16 protein-coding genes are annotated in these 22,102 nt (G+C 45.4%); 2 read left to right on the top strand and 14 right to left on the bottom strand.

Translation table 11 applies throughout. The annotated features are described in order from the left end of the window. Window positions 1–193: 193 nt before the first annotated feature. From pgl to ACFQZX_RS19135, 11 genes are all read right to left on the bottom strand, one after another. A complete protein-coding gene (gene pgl / locus ACFQZX_RS19185) occupies window positions 194–913 on the bottom strand; it encodes a 6-phosphogluconolactonase (RefSeq protein WP_377118472.1) in 720 nt (239 codons plus the stop codon). A 4-nt stretch (window positions 914–917) separates the two neighbouring features. Next, a complete protein-coding gene (zwf, locus tag ACFQZX_RS19180; RefSeq protein ID WP_377118470.1) occupies window positions 918–2,432 on the bottom strand; it encodes a glucose-6-phosphate dehydrogenase in 1,515 nt (504 codons plus the stop codon). Between the two features lie 10 nt (window positions 2,433–2,442). Further along, window positions 2,443–3,882 carry an NADP-dependent phosphogluconate dehydrogenase gene (gndA, locus tag ACFQZX_RS19175; RefSeq protein WP_377118468.1) on the bottom strand — a complete coding sequence of 480 codons (1,440 nt, stop codon included), beginning with the start codon at window positions 3,880–3,882 and terminating at the stop codon, window positions 2,443–2,445. A 2-nt stretch (window positions 3,883–3,884) separates the two neighbouring features. Next, the gene (locus ACFQZX_RS19170) at window positions 3,885–4,508 is read right to left on the bottom strand and encodes an HAD family hydrolase (RefSeq protein ID WP_377118466.1); all 624 of its coding nucleotides are present in this window, start codon (window positions 4,506–4,508) and stop codon (window positions 3,885–3,887) included. Between the two features lie 7 nt (window positions 4,509–4,515). Next, on the bottom strand, window positions 4,516–5,610 hold the full coding sequence (gene tal / locus ACFQZX_RS19165) for a transaldolase (RefSeq protein ID WP_377118464.1): 1,095 nt from the start codon (window positions 5,608–5,610) through the stop codon (window positions 4,516–4,518). 127 nt (window positions 5,611–5,737) lie between these two features. Beyond that, on the bottom strand, window positions 5,738–6,439 hold the full coding sequence (gene rpiA, locus ACFQZX_RS19160) for a ribose 5-phosphate isomerase A (RefSeq protein WP_377118462.1): 702 nt from the start codon (window positions 6,437–6,439) through the stop codon (window positions 5,738–5,740). A gap of 131 nt (window positions 6,440–6,570) precedes the next feature. After that, the gene (gene tkt, locus ACFQZX_RS19155; RefSeq protein WP_377118460.1) at window positions 6,571–8,580 is read right to left on the bottom strand and encodes a transketolase; all 2,010 of its coding nucleotides are present in this window, start codon (window positions 8,578–8,580) and stop codon (window positions 6,571–6,573) included. Between the two features lie 27 nt (window positions 8,581–8,607). Then, the gene (locus ACFQZX_RS19150; protein ID WP_377118458.1) at window positions 8,608–9,363 is read right to left on the bottom strand and encodes an ROK family protein; all 756 of its coding nucleotides are present in this window, start codon (window positions 9,361–9,363) and stop codon (window positions 8,608–8,610) included. Window positions 9,364–9,591: 228 nt separating this feature from the next. Continuing rightward, window positions 9,592–11,976 (bottom strand): alpha-L-rhamnosidase-related protein, encoded by a 2,385-nt coding sequence (locus ACFQZX_RS19145; protein WP_377118456.1) that lies wholly within the window; start codon window positions 11,974–11,976, stop codon window positions 9,592–9,594. A gap of 41 nt (window positions 11,977–12,017) precedes the next feature. Continuing rightward, window positions 12,018–13,547, bottom strand: a complete 1,530-nt coding sequence (locus tag ACFQZX_RS19140) for a carboxylesterase/lipase family protein (protein ID WP_377118454.1) — start codon at window positions 13,545–13,547, stop codon at window positions 12,018–12,020. Window positions 13,548–13,573: 26 nt separating this feature from the next. Then, complete coding sequence (locus ACFQZX_RS19135) at window positions 13,574–15,904, bottom strand: glycoside hydrolase family 3 protein (protein WP_377118452.1); 2,331 nt, start codon at window positions 15,902–15,904, stop codon at window positions 13,574–13,576. Between the two features lie 140 nt (window positions 15,905–16,044). Here ACFQZX_RS19135 and ACFQZX_RS19130 point away from each other — a divergent pair, with 140 nt between their 5' ends. Further along, complete coding sequence (locus tag ACFQZX_RS19130; RefSeq protein WP_377118450.1) at window positions 16,045–16,623, top strand: biliverdin-producing heme oxygenase; 579 nt, start codon at window positions 16,045–16,047, stop codon at window positions 16,621–16,623. On the opposite strand, the gene ACFQZX_RS19125 is transcribed toward ACFQZX_RS19130, so the two are convergent. After that, window positions 16,620–18,827 (bottom strand): ATP-binding protein, encoded by a 2,208-nt coding sequence (locus ACFQZX_RS19125; RefSeq protein ID WP_377118448.1) that lies wholly within the window; start codon window positions 18,825–18,827, stop codon window positions 16,620–16,622. The genes ACFQZX_RS19130 and ACFQZX_RS19125 overlap by 4 nt on opposite strands. A gap of 158 nt (window positions 18,828–18,985) precedes the next feature. Here ACFQZX_RS19125 and ACFQZX_RS19120 point away from each other — a divergent pair, with 158 nt between their 5' ends. Further along, complete coding sequence (locus ACFQZX_RS19120) at window positions 18,986–19,372, top strand: iron chaperone (protein WP_377118446.1); 387 nt, start codon at window positions 18,986–18,988, stop codon at window positions 19,370–19,372. On the opposite strand, the gene ACFQZX_RS19115 is transcribed toward ACFQZX_RS19120, so the two are convergent. Both ACFQZX_RS19115 and pdeM read right to left on the bottom strand, forming a co-directional pair. Then, window positions 19,373–21,334 carry a beta-galactosidase trimerization domain-containing protein gene (locus ACFQZX_RS19115; RefSeq protein WP_377118444.1) on the bottom strand — a complete coding sequence of 654 codons (1,962 nt, stop codon included), beginning with the start codon at window positions 21,332–21,334 and terminating at the stop codon, window positions 19,373–19,375. Window positions 21,335–21,399: 65 nt separating this feature from the next. Beyond that, entirely contained in the window at window positions 21,400–22,062 is a 663-nt protein-coding gene (gene pdeM / locus ACFQZX_RS19110) for a ligase-associated DNA damage response endonuclease PdeM (protein ID WP_377118442.1), read from the bottom strand. Window positions 22,063–22,102: the final 40 nt, after the last annotated feature.

Genomic DNA, 22,102 nt, shown 5'->3' with positions numbered 1-22,102 from the left:
CTACCTATCAATCGAACAAGATTTCTCCTCGTACCTCGCAAAGACGTGATTCTTTGTCCATGTCATTGAGAACGATAGTGAAGCAATCTCATAAGACAAGTCAGTATGCTGAGATTGCTTCGTCGTACCTCCTCGCAATGACAGAATAAGGCTATAAACAAAGAAGCCTCCGCAATGCGGAGGCTTCTTTGTTTTATTTGTTTTGCAGCCTGCTGGCGGCGGGTTGGTCTAAAAACCATTGCACGTCCTTACTTTGTATAAGTTGGGCGGGGTATTCCTCAATGTTGCGCTCGTCTTCCAGTATGTGTTTTACTGCTTCGGCTTTACCCTGGCCGTAAACCAAAAACGCAATATGGTGAGCGTTATTAATTAACGGGGCAGTAAACGTAATGCGGTTCATCTTTACCTCGTCAATATACAGTGCCTGTACCGATGCGGTTTCATCCTGCAGTACCGTAGTGTGCGGGAACAGCGAAGCCGTATGCGAGTTATCGCCCAGGCCCAGTATGATCAGGTCGAAGCAGGCCTGTTTGCCATCAAAAAAGTCTATCAGGCTGGCAGTGTACTGCTTTGCCGCTTCTTCGGCGCCCAGGTTAGTCTGCACCGGGAATACATGCGATGGTTCGATATTCAGCGGGTCAAACAGTGTTTGTTTGGCCATCAGGTAATTGCTTTGCGCATCGGTGATGGGCACATCGCGCTCATCGCCTAAAAAGAAATATACTTTATCCCATTCTATCCTGTCGCGGTACTCTGCCACTAACAGCTCATGTAGCCTCTTTGGGGAGCTGCCGCCGCTTAGGGCTACCACAAACTGGTCGCGGGCCTCAATAGCAGCTTCGGCGCACTCTGCAAAGTACAGGGCCAGCCCTGCAAGCACTTCGGTATCGGTATCAAAAACGTTTAGTTTCATAGCCTTACTTTTTGCCGTTTACAGGTAGCGTGAACCAGTTAAAACCATCGCGGGCTATCAAAGCCTCTGCAGACTCAGGCCCCCATGAGTCGGCGCTGTAGTTAGGGAAATTAAGGCTCTTTTTATTTTGCCAGGTGCTTAGTATCGGCATTACCAGGTCCCAGGCTGCCTCTACCTGGTCGCCGCGCATAAACAGCGTCTGGTCGCCCAGCATGGTATCCAGTATCAGGGTTTCATAAGCCTCCGGCGCCTGGTTGGTATAGGTGCCTTTATAGTCAAACACCATATCAACCGGGTTCAGCACCATATCAATACCCGGGCGTTTGGCCTGTACCTGCAGGCGGATGCTCATTTCGGGCTGTATGCTGATGATCAGTCTGTTTTGCTGCCAGCTTTCGGCCGCCTCGGCCGGGAATATCAGGTGCGGTACATCCTTAAACTGTATGGTGATCACTGATGACGACTGGTGCATGCGCTTGCCTGTACGCAGGTAAAACGGAACGCCCTGCCAGCGCCAGTTGTCTACAAAAAACTTGATGGCTGCAAAGGTTTCGGTATTTGATTGCGGGTCCACCTTTTGTTCTTCGCGGTAGCCGGGTACTTCCTCGCCTTTCATCCATCCGCTGCCATACTGGCCACGAACGGCCGAGTTACGTACATCTTCCGGACCAAATCTGCGCATGGCTTTTAACACATCCACCTTACGGTCGCGCACCTCGTCGGCATTAAAGCTTACAGGCGGCTCCATAGCAATGTGGCAAAGCAACTGCAGCAGGTGGTTTTGTATCATATCGCGCATAGCGCCAGATCCGTCGTAGTAATCTCCGCGTTCTTCAACCCCTAATTGCTCGGTAACAGATATCTGTACGTGCTCAATATAATTACGGTTCCACAAAGGCTCCATAATGGAGTTGGCAAAGCGGAAGGCCATAATATTTTGCACCGTTTCCTTACCCAGGTAATGGTCGATGCGGTATATCTGGCATTCATCAAAAATGTTGGACAGTAACTGGTTCAGCTCTTTAGCGCTTTCCAGGTCATGACCAAACGGTTTCTCGATAATTATCCTCACCCGTTGCTTATCCTCGGCCAGTTTGGCTTTAGAAATGTTTGACGCGATGATAGGGAAGAAATTAGGCGCAACAGCCAGGTAAAACAATACATTAGCTTTTGTTTTCCATTCCTGGTTGTGCTGTTCTATACGTTTGCCAAACTCTTTATAAGTTTCAAAGTCGTTGGCATCAGATATCTGGTAATAGATATTTGCCGAAAACTCCGCCCACTTTTTATCGTCGGTTTTTCCGCTGCGCGAAAACTGGTCAATGTCATGGTGCAGGTTATCCCTAAACTGCTCATCGCTCAGTTTGGTGCGGCCGGTACCAATGATAGAGAATTGGTTTGGCATCCAGCCATCTAAAAAAAGATTGTACAGCGCCGGGGCAATTTTACGGGCATTTAAATCGCCGGTACCTCCAAATATGATAAATATGGTTGGCTCTGATTTTGTGTTTGTGCTCATGGTTTTGATATTAATTTCCCCCAGCCATTTTATTGATAACCCACTGTGTATGAAACACGCCTTCCTTACCTATCAGCTCATAGGTGTGCGCGCCAAAAAAGTCGCGTTGTGCCTGGGTAAGGTTTGATGGCATACGTGCACTACGGAAAGCATCAAAATAGCTTAACGCAGCCGCATAGCCCGGTGCTGCAATACCTGCAGCGGTTGCTGCCGAAACTATCTTGCGGGCGCCGGGCAACACCTCTTTAACCAGGTTTTGCACATTATCATCCAGCAACAAATGGGCAAGGCTCTTATCGTTCTGGTAAGCGTTGTAAATATCGTTAAGGAATAATGAGCGGATGATACAACCGCCTCTCCATATCTTGGCTATCTCATCAAGCTTCAGATCGTATTTATACTCGATAGATGCATTGGTAAGCAGGAACATACCTTGCGCATAAGTTACTATCATGCTGAAATAGAAAGCCTGCTCAAGCGATTGCAGCAGTTCTGCCTGATCGCCCTGCAGGGTTGATTCCTGGCTGCTCTTGTACTTTTCTGCAGCTTTTACACGCATGTCTTTGTATTTAGACAGATCGCGCATGGCAACAGCCGTATCAATAACCGGCGATGGGGCCTGCAGGTCCATAGCCACCTGCGATGTCCATTTACCGGTACCTTTGGCGCGTGCCTCGTCCTTGATATCGTCTAACAATAAATGGTCGCTGCCTTTTTCTTTATAAGTGAATATCTCGGCAGTTATTTCCATCAGGAATGATTGTAAACGGCCGGCGTTCCACTCGGCAAAAACCTTTTGCATGGCATCGTTATCCATACCAAGTCCGTTTTTCATGATCTCGTAGGTTTCGGCCAGTAGCTGCATGATACCATACTCTATGCCGTTATGCACCATTTTTACAAAGTGGCCGGATGCACCCGGGCCAATGTAAGTAACGCAGGGCTCGCCGTCAACCTTGGCAGCAATGGCCTCAAATATCGGCTGCATTACGGCATAAGCGTCCTTATCGCCGCCCGGCATCATACTCGGGCCACGGCGGGCACCCTCTTCGCCGCCTGATACACCCATACCAAAAAAGTGCAGGCCTTTTGCCTCCAGTTCGCCAACACGGCGGTTGGTATCGGTAAAATGCGAGTTACCTCCATCTATCAGGATGTCGCCCTTATCCAACAGCGGCGAAAGCTCCTCAATAACACTGTCAACAGGCTTGCCTGCAGGCACCAGCATCATAATGGCACGCGGCGTTTTAAGGTTTTGTATAAACTCCTTTACATCTAAAAAGCCTTTAACTTTAAGGTGGCTACCTTCCTGGTTTAACGAATCTACCTTGCCGGCATCTTTATCATGCCCGGCTACTGCAAAACCATGGTCGGCCATGTTTAAAAGCAGGCTGCGGCCCATAACGCCAAGGCCTATCATGCCGAATGCATATTTATCTGTTGTGCTCATTGTTAATTGAGTTTTTCGTTTTTTAGGTCGTTTAATATTTTTTTAGTTTTCTCGAAGCTGGTATGCTGATATGCGCGGATGCCCAGGTTTTCGGCCATGCGTACGAACATGATACGGTCGTCAAAATACACACACTGCTCTGGCGTGGCCTGGGCTATACCCATTGCCAGTTGCCATATACCCGGGTCGGGCTTGCGCATCTTCACCTCGCATGATGATATAAAGGCGTCAAAGCACTCGTGCAGCTTAAATTTACGTACACGGTAATCGTTCAGCTCTTTGCCTTCGTTATTAATGGATATGATGCGGAAGCCGCAATCTTTTTTCCACTCCTTAAGCCAGGCCAGCATATCCGGCAGTTCCTTGGATTGCGAGAAGATAAAATCTTTAAAATCCTCGCGCACAAAATCGCGCGGCTGGTTAAAGATCACCGTATCAAGGTACTGATCCAACGTTATGCTGCCAATCTCATAAACGTTGAATATGAAATTGTGCAGCTCGTTAACTTCTTGATAATCCAATCCGAATTTTTCGGCTGCTTCCCTGCGCGACTCGTGCCCCCAGCCATTGGTCAGCAATATCCCGCCAACGTCAAAAAAAAGGATTCTCAGGTCCGACTGTCTCATCAGCTTATCAATCCTTTTTTAATTGTTCTTCGATGGCTTTCAATAATTTCTCGAAAGGCTTATTAAATTTCTCGATGCCTTCATCTTCAAGCTTCTGCGTGATCTCATCAATATCGATACCGGCAGCTTTAAGGCGCTGTAAGGTTTCAGTAGCCTGTTGCAACCCAATGGTTAATGTATCAGCCGCAATACCATGATCGCGGAAAGCCTCTATAGTTTCCAAAGGAACGGTATCAACTGTATCTGGGCCTATCAAAGCTTCCACATATTTGGTATCTTTAAAGTCGGGGTTTTTGCTGCTTGTACTGGCCCAAAGCAAACGCTGCGGCTTACCGCCCTTAGCTTCCAAAGCTTTCCAGCGCTCGGTGCTGAATACGCGTTTGTAAATTTCATAGGCTTTTTTGGCAGATGCAATGGCAACTTCACCTTTAAGGTCGCCAAGGCCTTTTTCATCCAACAGTGGGTCAACCATTACATCAATACGGCTCAAGAAAAAGCTGGCTACTGATGATATGTGCTCGATGTTGTGGCCTGCAGCCAGGTGGTCTTCCAGGCCGGCAATGTAGGCTTCAGCTACTTCTTCGTAGCGCTGAAGGCCGAACAGCAAGGTAACGTTTACGTTGATGCCTTTGGCAATAGTTTCGCGAATGGCCTTAAGGCCCGGCTTGGTACCCGGAATTTTGATCATCACGTTTTTGCGGTCAACTTTTTTCCAAAGCTCTTCGGCCTGTTTGGCAGTACCTTCAGCATCTAAAGCTAAAAATGGCGATACCTCAAGGCTTACATAACCATCGGCGCCTACAACGCCTTCGTTATACACCTTGTCGAAAATATCGGCTGCTGCCTGTATGTCTTTGATGGCTACTTCAAAAAACAAATCTTCGGTCTTTTCAACCGATTTGCCAAGCTCTTTTATATCAGCATCGTAGTCGGAGCTGCTGCTGATGGCTTTCTCGAATATTGCCGGGTTAGAGGTTACGCCTCTTACGCCATCCTCATCAATTAACTTTTGCAGGTTACCTGATGAAATGATCTCGCGGTCAATAAAATCAAGCCAGATGCTCTGGCCAAAATCATGAATTTGTTTTACTTTGTTTGCCATGATAAATATATCTATGTGGTTATTAGAATCTATATTAATATAACGTTTTGCGCGTTCAAATGTGCTGATTAAACGGGTTGATATTGTAATGCTAATCTCCTAATTATGTTAGGTGGATGTCAATACTTTAATTATTTGATGCCATTAAAATATCCACAGGGTAATCAATAAACAAGCCACTTTCAATAACTCCCGTTATCGACTTGATGTCCCGCTCCAATGAACCTTCAATACGCCCAAATTTACAATCCAGTATCATGTTACCGTTTTCGGTGATAATGGGGCCGTCCTTACCTTTTGCAGGGCGTAAACTGATGTCAGTAGCGCCGAGTTTTCGCAGTTGCTTTTCAACCGTTAGCAATGCCTGAGGAAACACCTCTACCGGTACCGGAAAATTGGTTCCGAGCCTGCTCACCATCTTTGAGTCGTCAACAATGATGTAGTTAACCGGGCTGCTGCTGATCAAAAGCTTCTCTTTAAACATAGCGCCGCCGCGGCCTTTAATTAACCAGTTATTCGGATCAACCTCGTCTGCACCATCAAATAACCAATCAGGCGTATGCTCAAATAAAGTAGTAAGCGGAATACCCAGTTTACTGCAAAACAACGATATCTCCAGCGATGTCGGGATAGCTTTGATATTTAAACTCTCCGTTTTTATCCTTTCGGCAATTGCAACAAGGGCAAGATACACGGTAGAGCCCGAGCCTACACCAAGTATATCGCCATCCTTTACCTTTCCGGCAATTTGCCGCGCAACTTTTTGTTTGCCTTCCGGGTTAATGATGGCTGATGACCACTGTAAATTACCGATGAGATTGTTTTTCATTTAGATGCGAGATGTAAGTTATGAGACGTGAGATAACCTCAACGCTCCTCGTCACGTTATCTTTATTCCTTAAAATGATTCGAGATATAAGACTTAAACTGTCTCATATCCCAAATCTCATATCTCAAATCTTAGCTCAAAAGCGCTTTAGCTTTAGCAACTACATTCTCAACTGTAAAGCCAAAATGCTTGTACAGGTCGTCGGCAGGCGCTGATTCGCCAAAGGTGGTCATGCCAAGCATATCGCCTTCGTCTGTTGTGTATTTGTGCCAGCCCATTGGTGAGGCCATTTCAATAGCCAAACGTTTTTTGCTTGCTTTAGGTAATACGCTTTCTTTGTAATCGGCATCCTGTTTTTCAAACAGCTCCCATGACGGCATGCTTACCACACGGGTTGAAATGCCATCTGCTTCCAGTTTTTCCTGCGCCTGTAAGGCCAGTGAAACTTCTGAACCTGTTGCTAATAAGATCAGGTCAGCATTACCGCTTTCTTTTGAAACTACATAGGCGCCTTTTTCCAGATCGGCAGCTTTACCATATTTGTCCTGATCTAAAATTGGCAATGCCTGGCGGGTAAATACCAGTACAGTAGGGCCGCCTTTTTTCTCGATAGCTACCTTCCAGGCGTAAGAGGTTTCGTTGGCATCTGCCGGACGGATAACCGTTACGTTTGGAATAGCCCGCAGTGATGCCAGGTGCTCAACAGGCTGGTGGGTAGTACCATCCTCGCCAAGGCCAATACTGTCATGCGTATAAACAAATATCGGGCTGATCTTCATGATGGCAGCCAAACGGATCGGCGGGCGCATATAATCTGCAAATTGCAGGAAGGTAGCGCCAAATGGCAGTAAGCCTTTTGTTAAAGCCATACCATTAAGTATAGAACCCATTGCATGCTCGCGAATACCAAAGTGAAAATTGCGGCCGTTACGGTTTTCAGAAGTAAAAGAATCAAATTCTTTTAAGTTGGTTTCTGTTGATGGGGCTAAATCGGCCGCACCGCCCAATAAGTTGGGCAGGCTTTGAGCAACAGCATTCAATACTTTGCCTGATGCCTGGCGGGTTGCCATTTTAGGGTCTGACGCTTTGAAAGTCGGCAGCTTATCTGCCCATCCCTGCGGCAGTTCGCCCTTAAAGGCAGCTTCATATTCTGCAGCCAGTTCCGGATACTTCTCTTTGTATTTAGCAAAAAGTTCGTTCCATTTTTCTTCGTACTTAATACCGCGTGCACCCCTGTCATGGTAGTATTTCAATACCTCATCAGGTACGTTAAATGATTTTTCCGGATCAAAGCCGAAAAACTTTTTAACCAGCTTTACCTCATCCGGGCCAAGCGGCGAACCATGTGAACCCGCCGTACCCGATTTATTAGGGCTGCCGTAAGCAATCAGCGAGCGTACACGTATCAATGATGGTTTTTGCGTTTCGGCTTTAGCGTTTATTAATGCAAGCTCTAAAGCATGGGTATCATTAACATCGGGCAGGTCCTGCACATGCCAGCCATACGCCCTGAAGCGCGCGCTTACATCCTCATTAAAAGCGATATCTGTGTTACCTTCAATAGAAATGTGATTATCATCGTAAAGGTAGATCAGGTTACCCAGCTCCAGGTGACCGGCCAGTGAGGCTGCCTCTGAGGTAACGCCTTCCATCATGTCGCCATCACTAACTATAGAATATATCTTGTAATTAAACAGATCAAAGCCGGGCTTATTATAGCGGGCAGCTAAATGTTTCTGTGCTATAGCAAAACCAACGCCGTTGGCAAATCCCTGCCCAAGAGGGCCGGTGGTAACGTCTACACCCGGTGCCAACCCATACTCTGGGTGGCCTGCGGTTTTGCTGTTAAGTTGCCTAAATTGTTTGATATCATCCAGAGACAGGTCATAACCGGTTAAATACAAAAAGCTGTATTGCAATATACAAGCGTGGCCTGCAGATAAAATAAACCTGTCGCGGTTCGCGAAATCAGGGTTTTTAGGGTTATAGTTTAAAAACTTACTCCACAATACGTGGCCCATTGGCGCCAGGGCCATAGCTGTACCAGGGTGGCCCGAGTTTGCTTTTTGTACTGCATCTGCCGAAAGTATCCTTACGGTATTTATCGCTAAATTTTCCAGTTCTTCGTTTGGTTTTTCCATTGTTGTGAGTAAATAGAGAAAAAAATATTATTTGGTTGGGGTTGCCATTGCAGTATGGGTAACCGGGTGCTGGTCTTCCTGCCACAATTTCGCCCCGCCTTTAATGCCATCAGCATTGGTTACTATTTTCATGTTATCGTCCAGCTTAAAATCAAGCAGGTCGGAGTTGCCCCCGCCTATATATAAATAGTCATAGTTAAATACGGTTTTTAAAATTTTAAAAACCTTTTTTATACGCCGGTTCCACTTTTTCTCGCCTATTTCGTCAAGCGCCTTGTCGCCAATATACTGGTCGTAATCACGCCCTTTTGATACGGGGTGGTGCGAAACCTCCAAATGCGGCAACAAATGCCCATCCATTAAAAGCGCGGTGCCAAAACCTGTCCCCAGGGTTATCACCATTTCCAGCCCCTTGCCATTTACAACACCAAGACCTTGCATGTCAGCATCATTAACCACTTTTGTTTCTTTGCTTAAGGCTTTTTTAAGCTGATTGGCAAAGTTTACATCGGCCCAAAAATCGGTGCCCAGGTTAGGAGCTGTTTTGACGATGCCATTCCGCACATAGCCCGGAAAGCCTACCGATATCCTGTCGTATTCGGGATAGTCTTTTACAAGTGTTTTAATAGCCTTTACTATGTTATCGGGGTTCGCAGGCTTTGGAGTAGCAACTTTTTGATAATCCATGGTAAGATTACCTTTACTATCCAAAATGGTAGCTTTTACGCTCGAGCCGCCGATATCAACAGAAAGTATTCTCAGGTCGGATGGTGTATTTTTCATTTACCCGGGATATGTTAGATGTATAAACAGGTTTCCGCTGTAAATATCATATTTTAAATAACAAATAAATATTATTTAGCTATAATATTCAGCATCAAATAAAATGCAAACCGGTTACAATATTGTAATCTGGATGTTAATATGTATACAATAAGTTATAATTAAAACTCAATTCACTTCAATGAGTTTTAATAAAGATCTTTTATGACATTGCAATAACCTTACAATTTAGATGGTTAATGCATTACGGCCGCTTTTTAGCGGATAGCTTTTGCCTTTCCAAATAAAGATGCCGTCGGTTCTAACCGGAAGATCGATGTTTATAAACCATTTGCCATTCTTTTCAAGGTAACTTGCTATGACCTTCCCGTTTGGATGCGGTATCTCACCCCAGGCTTTTTTAAGTGCGCCTAAATGTGGCTCGATCTTTATCTTACTGAAGCCGGGAGCATGGCTATCAATACCTATAACGGTGCGGTAAAACTCGATATTAGGGCTTGCGCCCCAGGCATGGCAATCAGAACGGTTATGCTTCAGATCGGATATTTCGGCCCAGGTGGTTAATCCCATTTGTATGTTGGCCCGCCAGATATCCAGCCATTTTACATAATTATTTCCAAGGCCGCCTTTTATCATTGCCTGGTGCACATAGTATTTAAAGTAGATGGTAGATTTTACCAGCGTGGCATCATTCTCCAGCTTTTGAGCTATTGCCGTGGCAGCCGGGCCATTTACAACGCCGCTTAATATTGCCAAGGCATTGGCATGCTGCGAGTACGTAATTTTTTCTTTAGTATCAGCATATAGCATTTTAGATGCATCCCAGTATTTTTTTTGTATGGTTGCTTTTAGGCGAGCTGCTTTTTGCCGGTACATCTCAGCAAAGAAAGTACTACCTAACAGAGACTCCATTTCGGCAGCCTGCCCGTACGCCCAAAGCAATTGCATATCAAGTATAGCAGATGTGCCCTCGGTATCTTTAGGGCCTTCGCCAAAGTCCCAGCCTTTTGCATTAACCCAGTCTGCAAATGTCCAGTAGGGCAAGTTTTTTAAAGAGCCATCCGCTTGCTGGTATTTACTGAAAAAGGATAATATCTGTTGTACACCTTCCAGCTTTTCTTTTACAAATGCTGCATCATTACGGTACATCCAGTAATCATGCAGCATACCGATATACCACAGGGAAAAGGTGGTGATGATTTGCGGACTGTAAGACGGGTGCCTGCTTAATGTAATGCCTTCTGCTATCCGCGAGTGGTCTATCAGGTTAATTGCGTTACGTGCAAGCCGGCCGTCACCGGCATTGTAATAGGAAATCAGCGCCTGTATACGGCCATCACCAATGTACTGCAATTGCTCGTAGTATGGGCAATCAAAATACGTTTCTGCTGCGCACAAACGTGCTGTTCGCCAGCCAATATCCAATATCTGCTGTGTTTCTGCATCGCCGGTTTGCAGCTTCGCGTTCATTTTAAACGGATAACCGGTAAAAGTGCCGTAAATATCATTAACGGTAAGCGGCTCATCATTTGTGATAATATTTACGAAAATATATCTGAAAGTGCGAAATGCGAGTGTTGTAAAAGTTTGGTTTAATGAGCCGTCGGCAATTATGCTATCCTTTCGGCCGGCAAACTTATACCCGTCAACATCATTACGGTTAGGTTTAATTATTTGATAGGTATTGCCTGTATTTACCATGGGCGACTCGCAATAAGTAAAAGAAATACCTGCATTATTGCCGCCGCTCATGCTTACAGTAAGGTAAGCATTGGTCAGAAATGACTGATCGAGCAATAATGATGCTTTTGTATTCGCCGGAATGGTGAGGGCAGCTTTTTTAATCGGAAACCCTGCAGGTATGTTAATACCTTTTGACCAGCGAAGCTTGGCAATACGCTGCATTGTTAATTCCATTTGGGGTATGGCAGATGGCACCAGCATCCAGCCAAAGGCATTTCTTATACCCTTTGGATTGCCGTTATCAATTTTTTGTGCCGGCCTCCATTCATCATCGTTATAATCTGCCAATAACCAATCCTTCAGTACCTGATGCATATCTACCATTTCGCCCGGGCCGGCAACATAATAGGTGGAATAGCCAACACCGGTAAGTGGCCGGTAGGCGCTATCCTTTACTGCTTTCCACCTGTTATCAGTATTAACTATGCTTTCGTCTTCGGTATCGCCTTGCAATATGAACGCGGTGCGCTCTGTTATCTGCGCTTCCGGCCGGTCATCACCCTCATTCCACACCAGTGCCGCTATTATATTTTTACCCTTGTTGAGATGGGGAGCAATATCAACGGTTTCAAAGTTCCAGTAGTAAGTATCGCCTCGTGCCGGGCCTAACGAAACCAGTTTCCCGTTCACATATAATTTATACCGATTATCGGCAGAAACATGAATAATGAATTTTACAGGTTTAGCCGGCAGTTCAAAGCTTTTGCGAAAATGATAAACGCCATAAGCCTTACCCGGTTCGTTAACTGCAGCTATCCATTGCGCCTTCCACTGTTTTTTAAGTAAATCCGGGTTAATGGTTTGTGCCTTTGACACAAAGGCAATTAACATACAAATAATACTTACTGTCAATATTATAGAAGGTTTCATGAAAGATGATTATTTAACACCCAACAATTGAGGGTAAGCAATTATTTACCTGTCACATTCACCATAAAATCAAGCGCAGCCCTATCTGGTAACGGCACAGCCATGGGCTTATCACCTAAAAGCATTATTTGTTTGGCTCCTGTAGTGTAAGCCGGCCAGTTGGGCAAACCGGGCCCGTTAGGGTTACCGTTTTTTGCAAAGTTAACCCAATAGGATGATGCCGCATCTGCCAGTTGATGATCTACCCGTTCAAACGGGCGGTTCACGAATTTAAGATTATTGAAAACGTATGGTACCTCGGCGGTATGGAAGGCCCCGTATTTTACAAAATCGGCGGTTGCCGGCATGCGGCGTGTAAAGCGGTACACATAAACCTTTCGGCCTTTAGCTGATTGTATATTTGCCCAGGTATAATTTTGCATGCCGAACATCCTGTCGCGCAGTATGCGGATCTGCGAACGCCTGGCTTCACCATCACTGCCAGCAGGATACAATTTTAAAAGCTCGCCGGCTTTTGTGCCATATTCTTTTGTTGCTGCCGCTTTATATTCATTCGCACTTTTTAACTGATCAAAAAAGGCATCGTCCTCATTCCAGCCGGTTAAAAGGGATACAGGGTTTTCCTTGCCTGCAGCAAAAATATCAGCCACGCTTTGAGGTAAAACATAACCATCAACAATAGGCCGACCGCCAAATTGCTTTAGCAGCTCCCGGGCAGGCAGCTTACGTAGTTCTGTTAAGGACCGGGCACCTAACTTTTGAGCTGTTTCCACGCCGCCTGCCTCTGCCTGCTTTAGAGTAGTGCTGCCAAACGGCCCGTTAATGAAATTTGCGCCACTCTCGGCAATGGCTTTGTTGAACAACCCTTTAGCCAATGGCGAGGCAACCAAACTATTTACACTCATTGAGCCGGCCGACTGCCCTGCAATAGTAACATTGGCCGGGTCGCCGCCGAAAGCCGCAATATTGTTTTGTATCCATTTAAGCCCGGCTATCAGGTCCATCAGGCCATAGTTACCCGATGTATGTTCTGGTGATTCTTTGGTAAGTTCCGGGTGCGCAAAAAAGCCTAATATTCCAACCCTGTATGGAATGCTTACCAGGATAACCCCCTTTTTGGCCAATGCTTCGCCATCATAGATAGGCACATTGGTGCCGCCGCTTACAAAGCCGCCACCATATATCCATACGAGTACGGCACGCTTTTCTGTAGCAGATTTAGCGCCTGTCCAAACATTCAGGTACAGGCAATCCTCACTCAGGGGTTCATCTTTTATTAAAAATTCGCGGGTGTAAACGCCAAACTCATTCGGTTTTCCCTGAATGGGGCTTTTGGCAAATTCCTTACATGCTTTTACACCGTCCCAATGGCTAACAGGCTGCGGCGCTTTCCAGCGCAATTCGCCTACGGGTGGTGCCGCAAATGGAATGCCTTTAAAGATGTGTACGCCGCCATCGTTGCTTAAGGTGCCTGATATTTTACCGGCATCGGTTTGCACCATATCAATGTTTGGTTGGGCATTAACATTTACCGTAAGGGTTATTGCCAATAAAATAAATAAGCGTTTCATAGGCTTAGCTTTTACCACAACACAAGTTAAGGTTTTACAGCAACTTTATTATATTTTACTGTCCTTGCATCTTTTATAATTCCCTTCCAGTTCAAGCCATAGCCAAAATCATAAATGTGGCCTTCCGAGTCGGTATAGCATTTCATGTCCAGCGGTACGTCCTCGTATTGCGCTTCTACGGTCAGCATATCTGCAGGCATTTGCAATGGCAGTAAAGCCGATGGCTCGGCCTTTCCGGTCAAGATATCCAGGCTGGCCTGCCCCTGTACGCCAAAATCTGCAATAATGGCGCTGGTATTTTTCTCAAACTCGGAAAATACCATTGGGTTATTAATGTTGACAGATACGATAACAGGTTTACCTTTCATTTTAGCGTAGGTATCATTTACCATAGCCAAATCCGTTACGTTGGTTGATGTTTCTGATTTGCCCTTATAACCGCGATTAGTAAAGTTTTCCAATGGGTCGCCGCCTGCTATACTGGTTGCACGGGCGGTTTCGGCGGTATATTTACCATACTGAAGCGAGATAGGCAGATAGCCATTGCCGCCGCTTTTAACGTCATCCTCGCTATAGCCCCCATGTCCTATAGGGCTGATGATGAATACCAAGGCATAATCTGCTTCATCCGGGTTTTCGGTTACTTTAAAATACTTTTTAACGATGTTCAGGTCCACCGGATACTCTAATTTTTCGGGGTAAGGTATGCCCAAAAAGTTTTTGCCGGCAGGCGTGTACTTTTTAGGCACATAAACAGTTTTACCGGTTTGTAAAGGCAACACACCGCCCTTGTTCTTCAGCATTACTATCGACTTGAGCTGCGCCTGGTAGCCGGCATCCATAAATTCAGGCTTACCTACGGTTTGTTTTGTTTTTTCAGGATCAAGGTAAGGGTTCTCAAACAGGCCCGTACGGAAACTTCCCCGCAATAAGCGCACTGCCGATTGCTCAAAACGTTCCCTCATCCAGGCTTGGCCGTGTTCTTTAACACCCATTTGGTAAGCGGCCAGCACCGGCTGCATATCATTATTGCCGCCAAACTGGTCAACCCCGGCCATCAAAATCTTATAATGCCGCTCGGCAAGCGTGGCTTTTTCCATTCCCCATGATTTGCCCGAAAGGAAGCTGTTGATAACCGTTTCATCACCGGTTACCAGCCAATCCGTACAAACCACACCATCATAATGATATTTATTACGCAGCAAATCGGTAATGATGTATTTGTTATAGTTATTAGCTACATTCTCATGGTTCTTTTTATCCTGGTTGTAGCTGATGGTATAATATGGCATTACCGCGGCAGACATTCCTGTTTTTCCCGCAAGCTTAAAAGCGCCTTGTGTAAAGGGGATAAGGTGCTGATCAAAGTTATTACCTGGATAAACGGCATACTTGCCAAAGCCGTAATGCGCATCGCGGCCGCCCTCGCCGGCACCGCCGCCGGGCCAGTGTTTCACCATGGCATTTACGCTGTTATACCCCCAGCCGCCACTTATTTCGCTCGCGCCTGTTGAGGTTTGGAAGCCATCGATATAAGCCCTGGCCATATCGGCAGATAATTGTGGGTTTTCGCCAAAAGTGCCGCTCACACGGTTCCAGCGCGGGTCGGTAGCTATATCAACCTGTGGCGATAAGGCCGTAGCTATACCCAGCGCACGATACTCCTGTGCTGCAATGTGCCCAAAGTTTTGAGTAACTGTAGGGTCAAACGTAGCAGCCAGGCCTAACGAGCCTGGCCACATGGAGATAGAGCCGCCTGCACCTGCGTTATATTCGGCGTTTGCAACGGTACCGTTACGCGGGTCGGAACTGTTATTTGCCGGTATGCCAAACCCAACGCCTTCTGCAAATGCCTGTACATTGTTATTCCACTTTGCCGCAACTTCAGGGCTTTGCACCGAGGTGATCAACACATGGCGAACGTTATCTTTCTCAAGAAAGGCTTTCTGCTGATCTGACAGATCAAAAGGCTGGGCGCCGCTTTCGGCAAAGGGTTTACCGTTGTAAGTACCTGCGAATGGCCCTACCGGTATGGTGGGTATCATTTGGTGCCGGCTATAAAGCATTAACCCGGCAATCTGTTCAACGCTTAGTTTTGATGCAAGGTCCTTTGCACGTACATCTACCGGTAAGCGCCAGTCCTCATATTTATCCAGCCTGCCATTTTTGTTAAGGTCTTTAAAAGCCAGGCCATCAACGGTCAGTATCTTCACACCCGATGCTGGTGAATAGGCCAGCGTTTTACCGCCTTTGTTGGTTACAAGGTTAAAGCCGGCAGTTTGCGTTTCGGTCCATTTAGATTGGGCAGAGGCCATTGCCGGCAGCAGAGCAAGCAAAAGCAGGTAGTTTCTTTTCATAAAGAATAATTAGGTTAATCGGTTGTTAATGACATGGATATCATTGTGTCTGTAATACACAATGCTAATTATTATATCTGAACATTGCAAGTTTTTATGTGTTATAAATTACTTTTACCGAGCTACCAGAATTCAATTACATGCTATCAGAAATATTAAAGGAAGAAACCAGGGAAAATCACCAGCAGTTAGAGAAAATGCTCATCGGCAAATTAAAAGCCGTAAGCGGTGTGAAAGATTACGCAGATCTGCTTAAATACTTCTATGGATATTTTGGCGGGCTTGAAGATCAGATCAACCAGGCTATTGATCCTGATTTGCTTCCGGATAACGCCGACCGGCGCAAAACTCAATCAATAGCAGAGGATATTAAAGCTTTAGGTGAAACAGTACCGGCAAAAGCTAATTCAGATACCTTGCCTCGCATAAAAAACCACCTGGAAGCGCTTGGGGCCTTATATGTGATTGAAGGCTCTACATTAGGCGGCAAGATCATCAGTAAAATGATGGAGCAACAACTTGCCCTCAACGGCGCAGGCCTTTCGTTTTTTACGGGTTACGGCGACCGTACCGGGCAAATGTGGGAAACATTTAAACAGGTATTGGACCAGCAAGCTGCCAACCCTGAGCAGGAGGCTGTGGTAATTGCAGCTGCAAACGAAACCTTCCTGAAGTTTGGCGAGTGGTTTGCCCGTAATAAAACCGTTAAGCAGAATTAAGCTTTATTAAAAGCTATATAAAAAGTACTACCCTTACCCAGCTCGCTATCTACCCATATTTTGCCCCGATGTTTTTCTATGATGCGTTTTACTATGGCTAAACCTACACCCGTACCTTCAATGTCGCCAACGTTGTCCATGCGGTTAAACAGCTCGAAAACGCGTGGCAAATGTTTAATATCTATCCCTAACCCATTATCACTGATGGTATAAACTACCTCTCGGTCATCTACAGTAGCATCAATAACAATTTGTTGCGGGCTGGCTTTTTTAGAGTATTTGATAGCATTACTTATAACGTTAGCGAAAACCTGCGACACCATAACAGGGTCGCCTTTTATAGGCGGCGTATTACGTATAGTTACAACGGCAGGATCAACTTCATATATCAGGGACAACTCACGTACATGCTCGGCAATCATCGAAGTCGGATCAAGATCAGACAGTATTAGTTCCGAACGGCCAATGCGCGAATACTCAAGTACCTCCTGTATCATGTTATTCATTTTATCGGCACCTGCGTTAATACGCTCCAGCGCTTTCATGGCCTGGGGCTTAAGCTCCTTATCGCGCATTAATATCTGGGCGTAGCTCTTTATGGCAGATATAGGGTTTTTAAGGTCGTGCGATATGGTAAAACTAAACGTATCCAACTCCTCATAGGCTTGCTTTAACTTTTCGTTCAGGAGGCGTATAGCACCTGCTTTTTGGTTAAGCGCGTAGGCAATTTCGCTGCGAAGGCGTATCACAGATTTTATTTCCTCGTTAGTCCAGTTTGCCGATGTCGCCGTCACCGTTTGCGACCACTCTTCAAACGAATTTCTGGGCGATAAAATGCGGTTGCCTTCAACATCCGTTTCTACCGGCTTTTCAGGATTACCTGCCCATTTCACTACTTCTAACTGTTCTGGCTTGAACCAAAACACATACTCGTCCAGTTCACGCGAAAGGGTAGAGATCATTACGCCCGAAGCCACGTCTTTGTAAGCCTCAGCAGCAGAATAAATACCTGATAACCGATTAGTATAATAAAGAGAATCGATGACATTTGCTTTCGTCCAGTTCACCAGTTCTTTTAACTGATCATCATTGGGCGTTTCACCAATTTTGATGACGTTTTCTTCGAGCATAAGCACTGCGCCGCCTGCATCTACAACATCAAGTACAGAAATATCATGCGCGGTAAGGGCAAACTCAATGCTGCTATCTTTCAGCATCAGCCGGCTAAGCTGGTCAACCGCGCTCTTATATCTGTCCATAACCTGCTGGTTCTCTTCGTCCTGCCTGAATTCAAGGGCCGATGATAATATCTGCCCTATCAATTTAGCCGACTCGCGCGAGCGAAAATCGATATATCGAGGGCTATAGTTATGGCAGGCTATCAATCCCCATAGCTCTTGCTTGTAGATCAGCGAGATGCTAAAGCTTGACGCGACACCCATATTTTTCAAGTATTGGATATGTATGGGTGAAACAGCTCTAAGTTGGGAGTCGGTAAGATCAAGCACCTGCGTATTATCAGCGTCAGTTATTATAGCACTCGGTTCTGCATTTACATCGACGATAAGGCGGGTCAGGCTTTTTTTGTAAAGCTCCCTGGCCTGTTTCGGGATATCTGATGCAGGGTAATGTAACCCGAGCCATGACGGAAGCTCGGCGTTACGCGCTTCGGCAATTACTTCGCCGTGCCCGTCTTCGGCAAAACGGTATACCATCACCCTGTCGTAACCAATCACATTCTTTACCTGTATTGCACTATTGTTTAACAGGTTTTGCAGGTTTTTATCAACCAGCATTTCAGATATCGACCGGCCAATAGTGCGTTGCACATCTGTATTGCTATCAGACCGTGCCGACTCAAATTCAAGCAAATAATAATCTGCAGACTGGGAAATGATCAGGTGAAAAGGTCGTCCCCTCAGGTCGGTGTTAAACGGATTAGTTTGTTCAAAACCGTTTGATTTACCTAAGGTAATGAGGTGGTTGATAAAGTTAGGCGGTTCGTTTTTACCAATAATGGGTTCGATAGTACTGATATGAGTACCCAATAGATTTGCTGGTAAATCATTTAGATAATTTACGATATTTTCGCTATGATACTTAATGTACCCGTTGGCATCTATAACGATCAAAAAACCATGAGATTGAATTTTTCCGGGTATGTGGATTGGTTCTTTATCGCAGTTGGTCACATCAATATTCACAGGCGCAATATTCTTATAAGGTAAAAAATTTAAACAAATATGAAAAATTAGTTTAAATGTGCAATAAGTATCCGAACAAATTAATACAACCTGCTGAGTAACGAACAAGCAAACTAATACGGTAACAAATATTATATTTGATTATAAACCAGTTTATCATGATGCAAAAGCCTAACAACGCCGACGAGTATATAGCAAGTTTTGACAAAGATGTTCAGCAATTGCTTAAACAAATGCGGCAGACGATAAAGGCTGCGGCACCTGATGCAACAGAAGTGATCAGTTATGGTATGCCCGGCTACAAACAACATGGTGTGCTGGTATATTTTGCCGCCCAGAGCAAACACATAGGCTTTTACCCGGGAGCTAATGCCATTGCAATATTCAAAAACGAACTTGAAAATTACAAAACTTCTAAAGGCGCTATTCAATTTCCGCTTAATAAGCCCTTACCCCTTGAACTGGTGACACGTATTACACAATTCAGGATACAGGAAGACCAGGAGTTATTTGAGGCCAGAAAAGCAAAAAAGAAAGAAAGATGACTAACTAAGCCACTTTACCACCAAAGTTTCCTCAGCCTCGATAGCGATGTGATTGATGCCTGCTTTTCCGCCTTTATCAGCATATAGTATCATAGGCTGTAGAGCAGGATCGGCAAGTTTTAAATTCACATCCTGCCTGTTGCCCGATTTATTGATGATGATAGTTACCCACTGTTTTTTGTGTTGCAGTACTTTCATAAACAAACCCGGCTGCGGTATGTCAAAAGCAAAGGGCAGGTTAAGCTCGTTAAAATTAATAGCTTTTTTCAGAAATAAATTCAGTTGCCTGTAGTTATTCATCAGGCGGCTGCCTAAGCCTATCATTGAGGGGAGCCACCAGGTCGTACCCTGGGCGATAGCATTTTTAACTGCATAGGTATCGCCGTCCATAACACATTCCGCGCTGGCGGTGGTTGGCTTTAATATACCCCACCATTGATGCGCAGGCAGGGTAACGCCACCTACAACCAGTTCATGTGTTTCGTCAATCGCCTTATACTCCAAAACATCTGCACCAAAAACCGGCCGGAGCGGAAAGCCAAGCCGTGTAGTTGCAACGGCGTTTTCGTCGTAGTAACCGGCCAGGCCGTCGGCTATCAAAGTACCGCCGTTTTGTACAAACGCATGCAGTAAAGGCCAGTATTTGGATGGTATGGATATTTGATGGGCAAGTATGATCACTTTGCCTTGAAAACTATCTTTTTCAAAATCAAACTCGCTTATTTCCTTGAAATTGGCCTGAATCCCAGCTTCGGCAAGGCATTCAAAGTAAGCTATTGCCGATTTCATAACACCGCCTTCATCGCGTCCTTCATAGCTCTGGCCGCCCATTTGCAGGGTCTTTTCAATCCAAAGCGACTCGCGTGTATATAAAATATTAATGCCCGATTCAACTTCTGCAGCATCTTCAAAAAAACCCGTGTGATCGTTAACTACCTGTATTATTTTAGCAGCTGCTTTTAAACGATCTGAAGGCTCATTGTGGTAGTTGAGCATGGCCCATTCACCCGCCTCGATACCTGAGGATCGGGGATTAAGGCACCAAAAGATAGCTCCCTTACTTTCCGATCCGATGGCGGTCCATAACCATTGCGCTATTTCATGCTTTGTAGGGCATAGCGCCAAAAAGCCACTATATGTGTTATTGCCCCCCTGAAGCTCGGTCATGAACCATGGTATTTCACCAGCGCCTGAACGGAGTATCTCGCAATTAGCTGCTACAGCCAAAGCATATTGAGGCCTGTTGAAATAGCCAAAGTGCCAGCTGGCGTGCGCGGAGCCGCCCAAACTGGTTAAAAAGCTGCGCCATGACGGGAAGTCATACTCGGCTACATTCCTGAATATAGCATGGTTATTTACGTGTATGATACTATCCGGATCATACTTATGAATTTCATCGGTAAGCCATTGCAAAAACCAGGTGTTATAAAAAAGATGAAAACGTTCATCGGCAAAGTCAAACCGGTCATAGCCGCCGCTATCGTAAGCTACCTTTTGCTGTTGTGCTTTCCACTCCATATACTTGTTGGTAGCAAACTGCTCGCGTGGAAAGCTGCCTGTCCCGGGTTCATTTACCGGCACCCAGCCATAACATGAGCTGAAGTGTTTAAAATGGCTTACCACGTTTGCTATGTACCGTGATATGGTTTGCAGATTTTCGGCATCCTTCGGGAATTTTAACCCGCCCAGATCGGTAAATATGGTCGACGGAAACAAGTTACCGTAAACTTTTATATTATACTTTTCAGCAGATTTATAAGCTACATCAAATAAGCTATAATCCCAGGTTCCATCTGTTTTGCGCATGTAACTTTCAAACAAACGGATACGGGTAACGCGCATACCAACCTCGTGTAACCGGCGAAACCAAAGGTCAATTTCTTCTTCAGACTGGCCGGGCTCTATAAAAACTTCGGCGCCAAATATTATAGGTGTAGCTGCTTGTTTTGATTGATAGGGCATATTATCTAACCATGTTAGTCAGATAAATAACTTTTTACTCCCCGAATAGTTTGTGTTTAATGGTGCTAACTGATGGCAACCACTTTATCTTTAAGTACGCCAAAAACTTTGTCGCTTTTCCGGCTCAGGATGGCCACCTTACCAGTAAACTTACCGAACGAGGGTAATATTGCCTGATGTTTGCCAAAGGTAAAGCAGGGCAGTGTTACGCTTTGCCTGCCACGCCCTACCAGGCTAACGCCCGGATGAAGGTGTCCGCATAGCACATAGCCGCCGTCTGCTTGTTCGTTAGGGTCAGTTAGCGGGTGATGCAGCATTAAAAATGGCCCTATGGAAAGCTGCTGGTGAAGAATGACACCAAGCGAGGTGTAATGCTTATCGCTGATAATATCGTGGTTGCCTTTGATCAGGATAATCTCCAGCTTTGGGAACTGGCTGCGCCATAGCACAAACCAATCCCAGTCGTTATTCATATCGCTATGAAACAGATCGCCAAGGAAAATGATCTTTTCAGGCTGATGCTCATAAATAAGGTCAGACAGCAGTGCCAGGTCGTCCTGCTCCATATTCCGAGGTATAGCAATACCGGCTTTGCGAAAATGCCCCACCTTGCCGAAGTGAACATCGGCTACAATAAGCGCCTTCTCCTGCGCCCAGTATATGGCCTTTTGGGGCAATAGCAAAAGATCCTGTTCTAAAAAACGAAAAGCGGTACCCGCACTTATCATATCAACAACAAAGATAAGCTTTCTAAAAATATTAGCAATT

Source organism: Mucilaginibacter litoreus (assembly GCF_042676805.1).
Classification (GTDB): Bacteria; Bacteroidota; Bacteroidia; order Sphingobacteriales; family Sphingobacteriaceae; genus Mucilaginibacter; species Mucilaginibacter litoreus.
This window is presented reverse-complemented; position numbering and strand designations above follow the sequence as displayed.

Bases quoted from the DNA above. Each gene is read 5' to 3' on its own strand.
- ACFQZX_RS19150 (WP_377118458.1), bottom strand. From the start codon at position 9,363: ATGAAAAATACACCATCCGACCTGAGAATACTTTCTGTTGATATCGGC.
- ACFQZX_RS19120 (WP_377118446.1), top strand. From the start codon at position 18,986: ATGATGCAAAAGCCTAACAACGCCGACGAGTATATAGCAAGTTTTGAC.
- ACFQZX_RS19135 (WP_377118452.1), bottom strand. From the start codon at position 15,904: ATGAAAAGAAACTACCTGCTTTTGCTTGCTCTGCTGCCGGCAATGGCC.
- gndA (WP_377118468.1), bottom strand. From the start codon at position 3,882: ATGAGCACAACAGATAAATATGCATTCGGCATGATAGGCCTTGGCGTT.
- ACFQZX_RS19170 (WP_377118466.1), bottom strand. From the start codon at position 4,508: ATGAGACAGTCGGACCTGAGAATCCTTTTTTTTGACGTTGGCGGGATA.
- ACFQZX_RS19140 (WP_377118454.1), bottom strand. From the start codon at position 13,547: ATGAAACGCTTATTTATTTTATTGGCAATAACCCTTACGGTAAATGTT.
- rpiA (WP_377118462.1), bottom strand. From the start codon at position 6,439: ATGAAAAACAATCTCATCGGTAATTTACAGTGGTCATCAGCCATCATT.
- ACFQZX_RS19130 (WP_377118450.1), top strand. From the start codon at position 16,045: ATGCTATCAGAAATATTAAAGGAAGAAACCAGGGAAAATCACCAGCAG.
- zwf (WP_377118470.1), bottom strand. From the start codon at position 2,432: ATGAGCACAAACACAAAATCAGAGCCAACCATATTTATCATATTTGGA.
- tkt (WP_377118460.1), bottom strand. From the start codon at position 8,580: ATGGAAAAACCAAACGAAGAACTGGAAAATTTAGCGATAAATACCGTA.
- ACFQZX_RS19145 (WP_377118456.1), bottom strand. From the start codon at position 11,976: ATGAAACCTTCTATAATATTGACAGTAAGTATTATTTGTATGTTAATT.
- pdeM (WP_377118442.1), bottom strand. From the start codon at position 22,062: ATGATAAGTGCGGGTACCGCTTTTCGTTTTTTAGAACAGGATCTTTTG.
- tal (WP_377118464.1), bottom strand. From the start codon at position 5,610: ATGGCAAACAAAGTAAAACAAATTCATGATTTTGGCCAGAGCATCTGG.
- pgl (WP_377118472.1), bottom strand. From the start codon at position 913: ATGAAACTAAACGTTTTTGATACCGATACCGAAGTGCTTGCAGGGCTG.
- ACFQZX_RS19115 (WP_377118444.1), bottom strand. From the start codon at position 21,334: ATGCCCTATCAATCAAAACAAGCAGCTACACCTATAATATTTGGCGCC.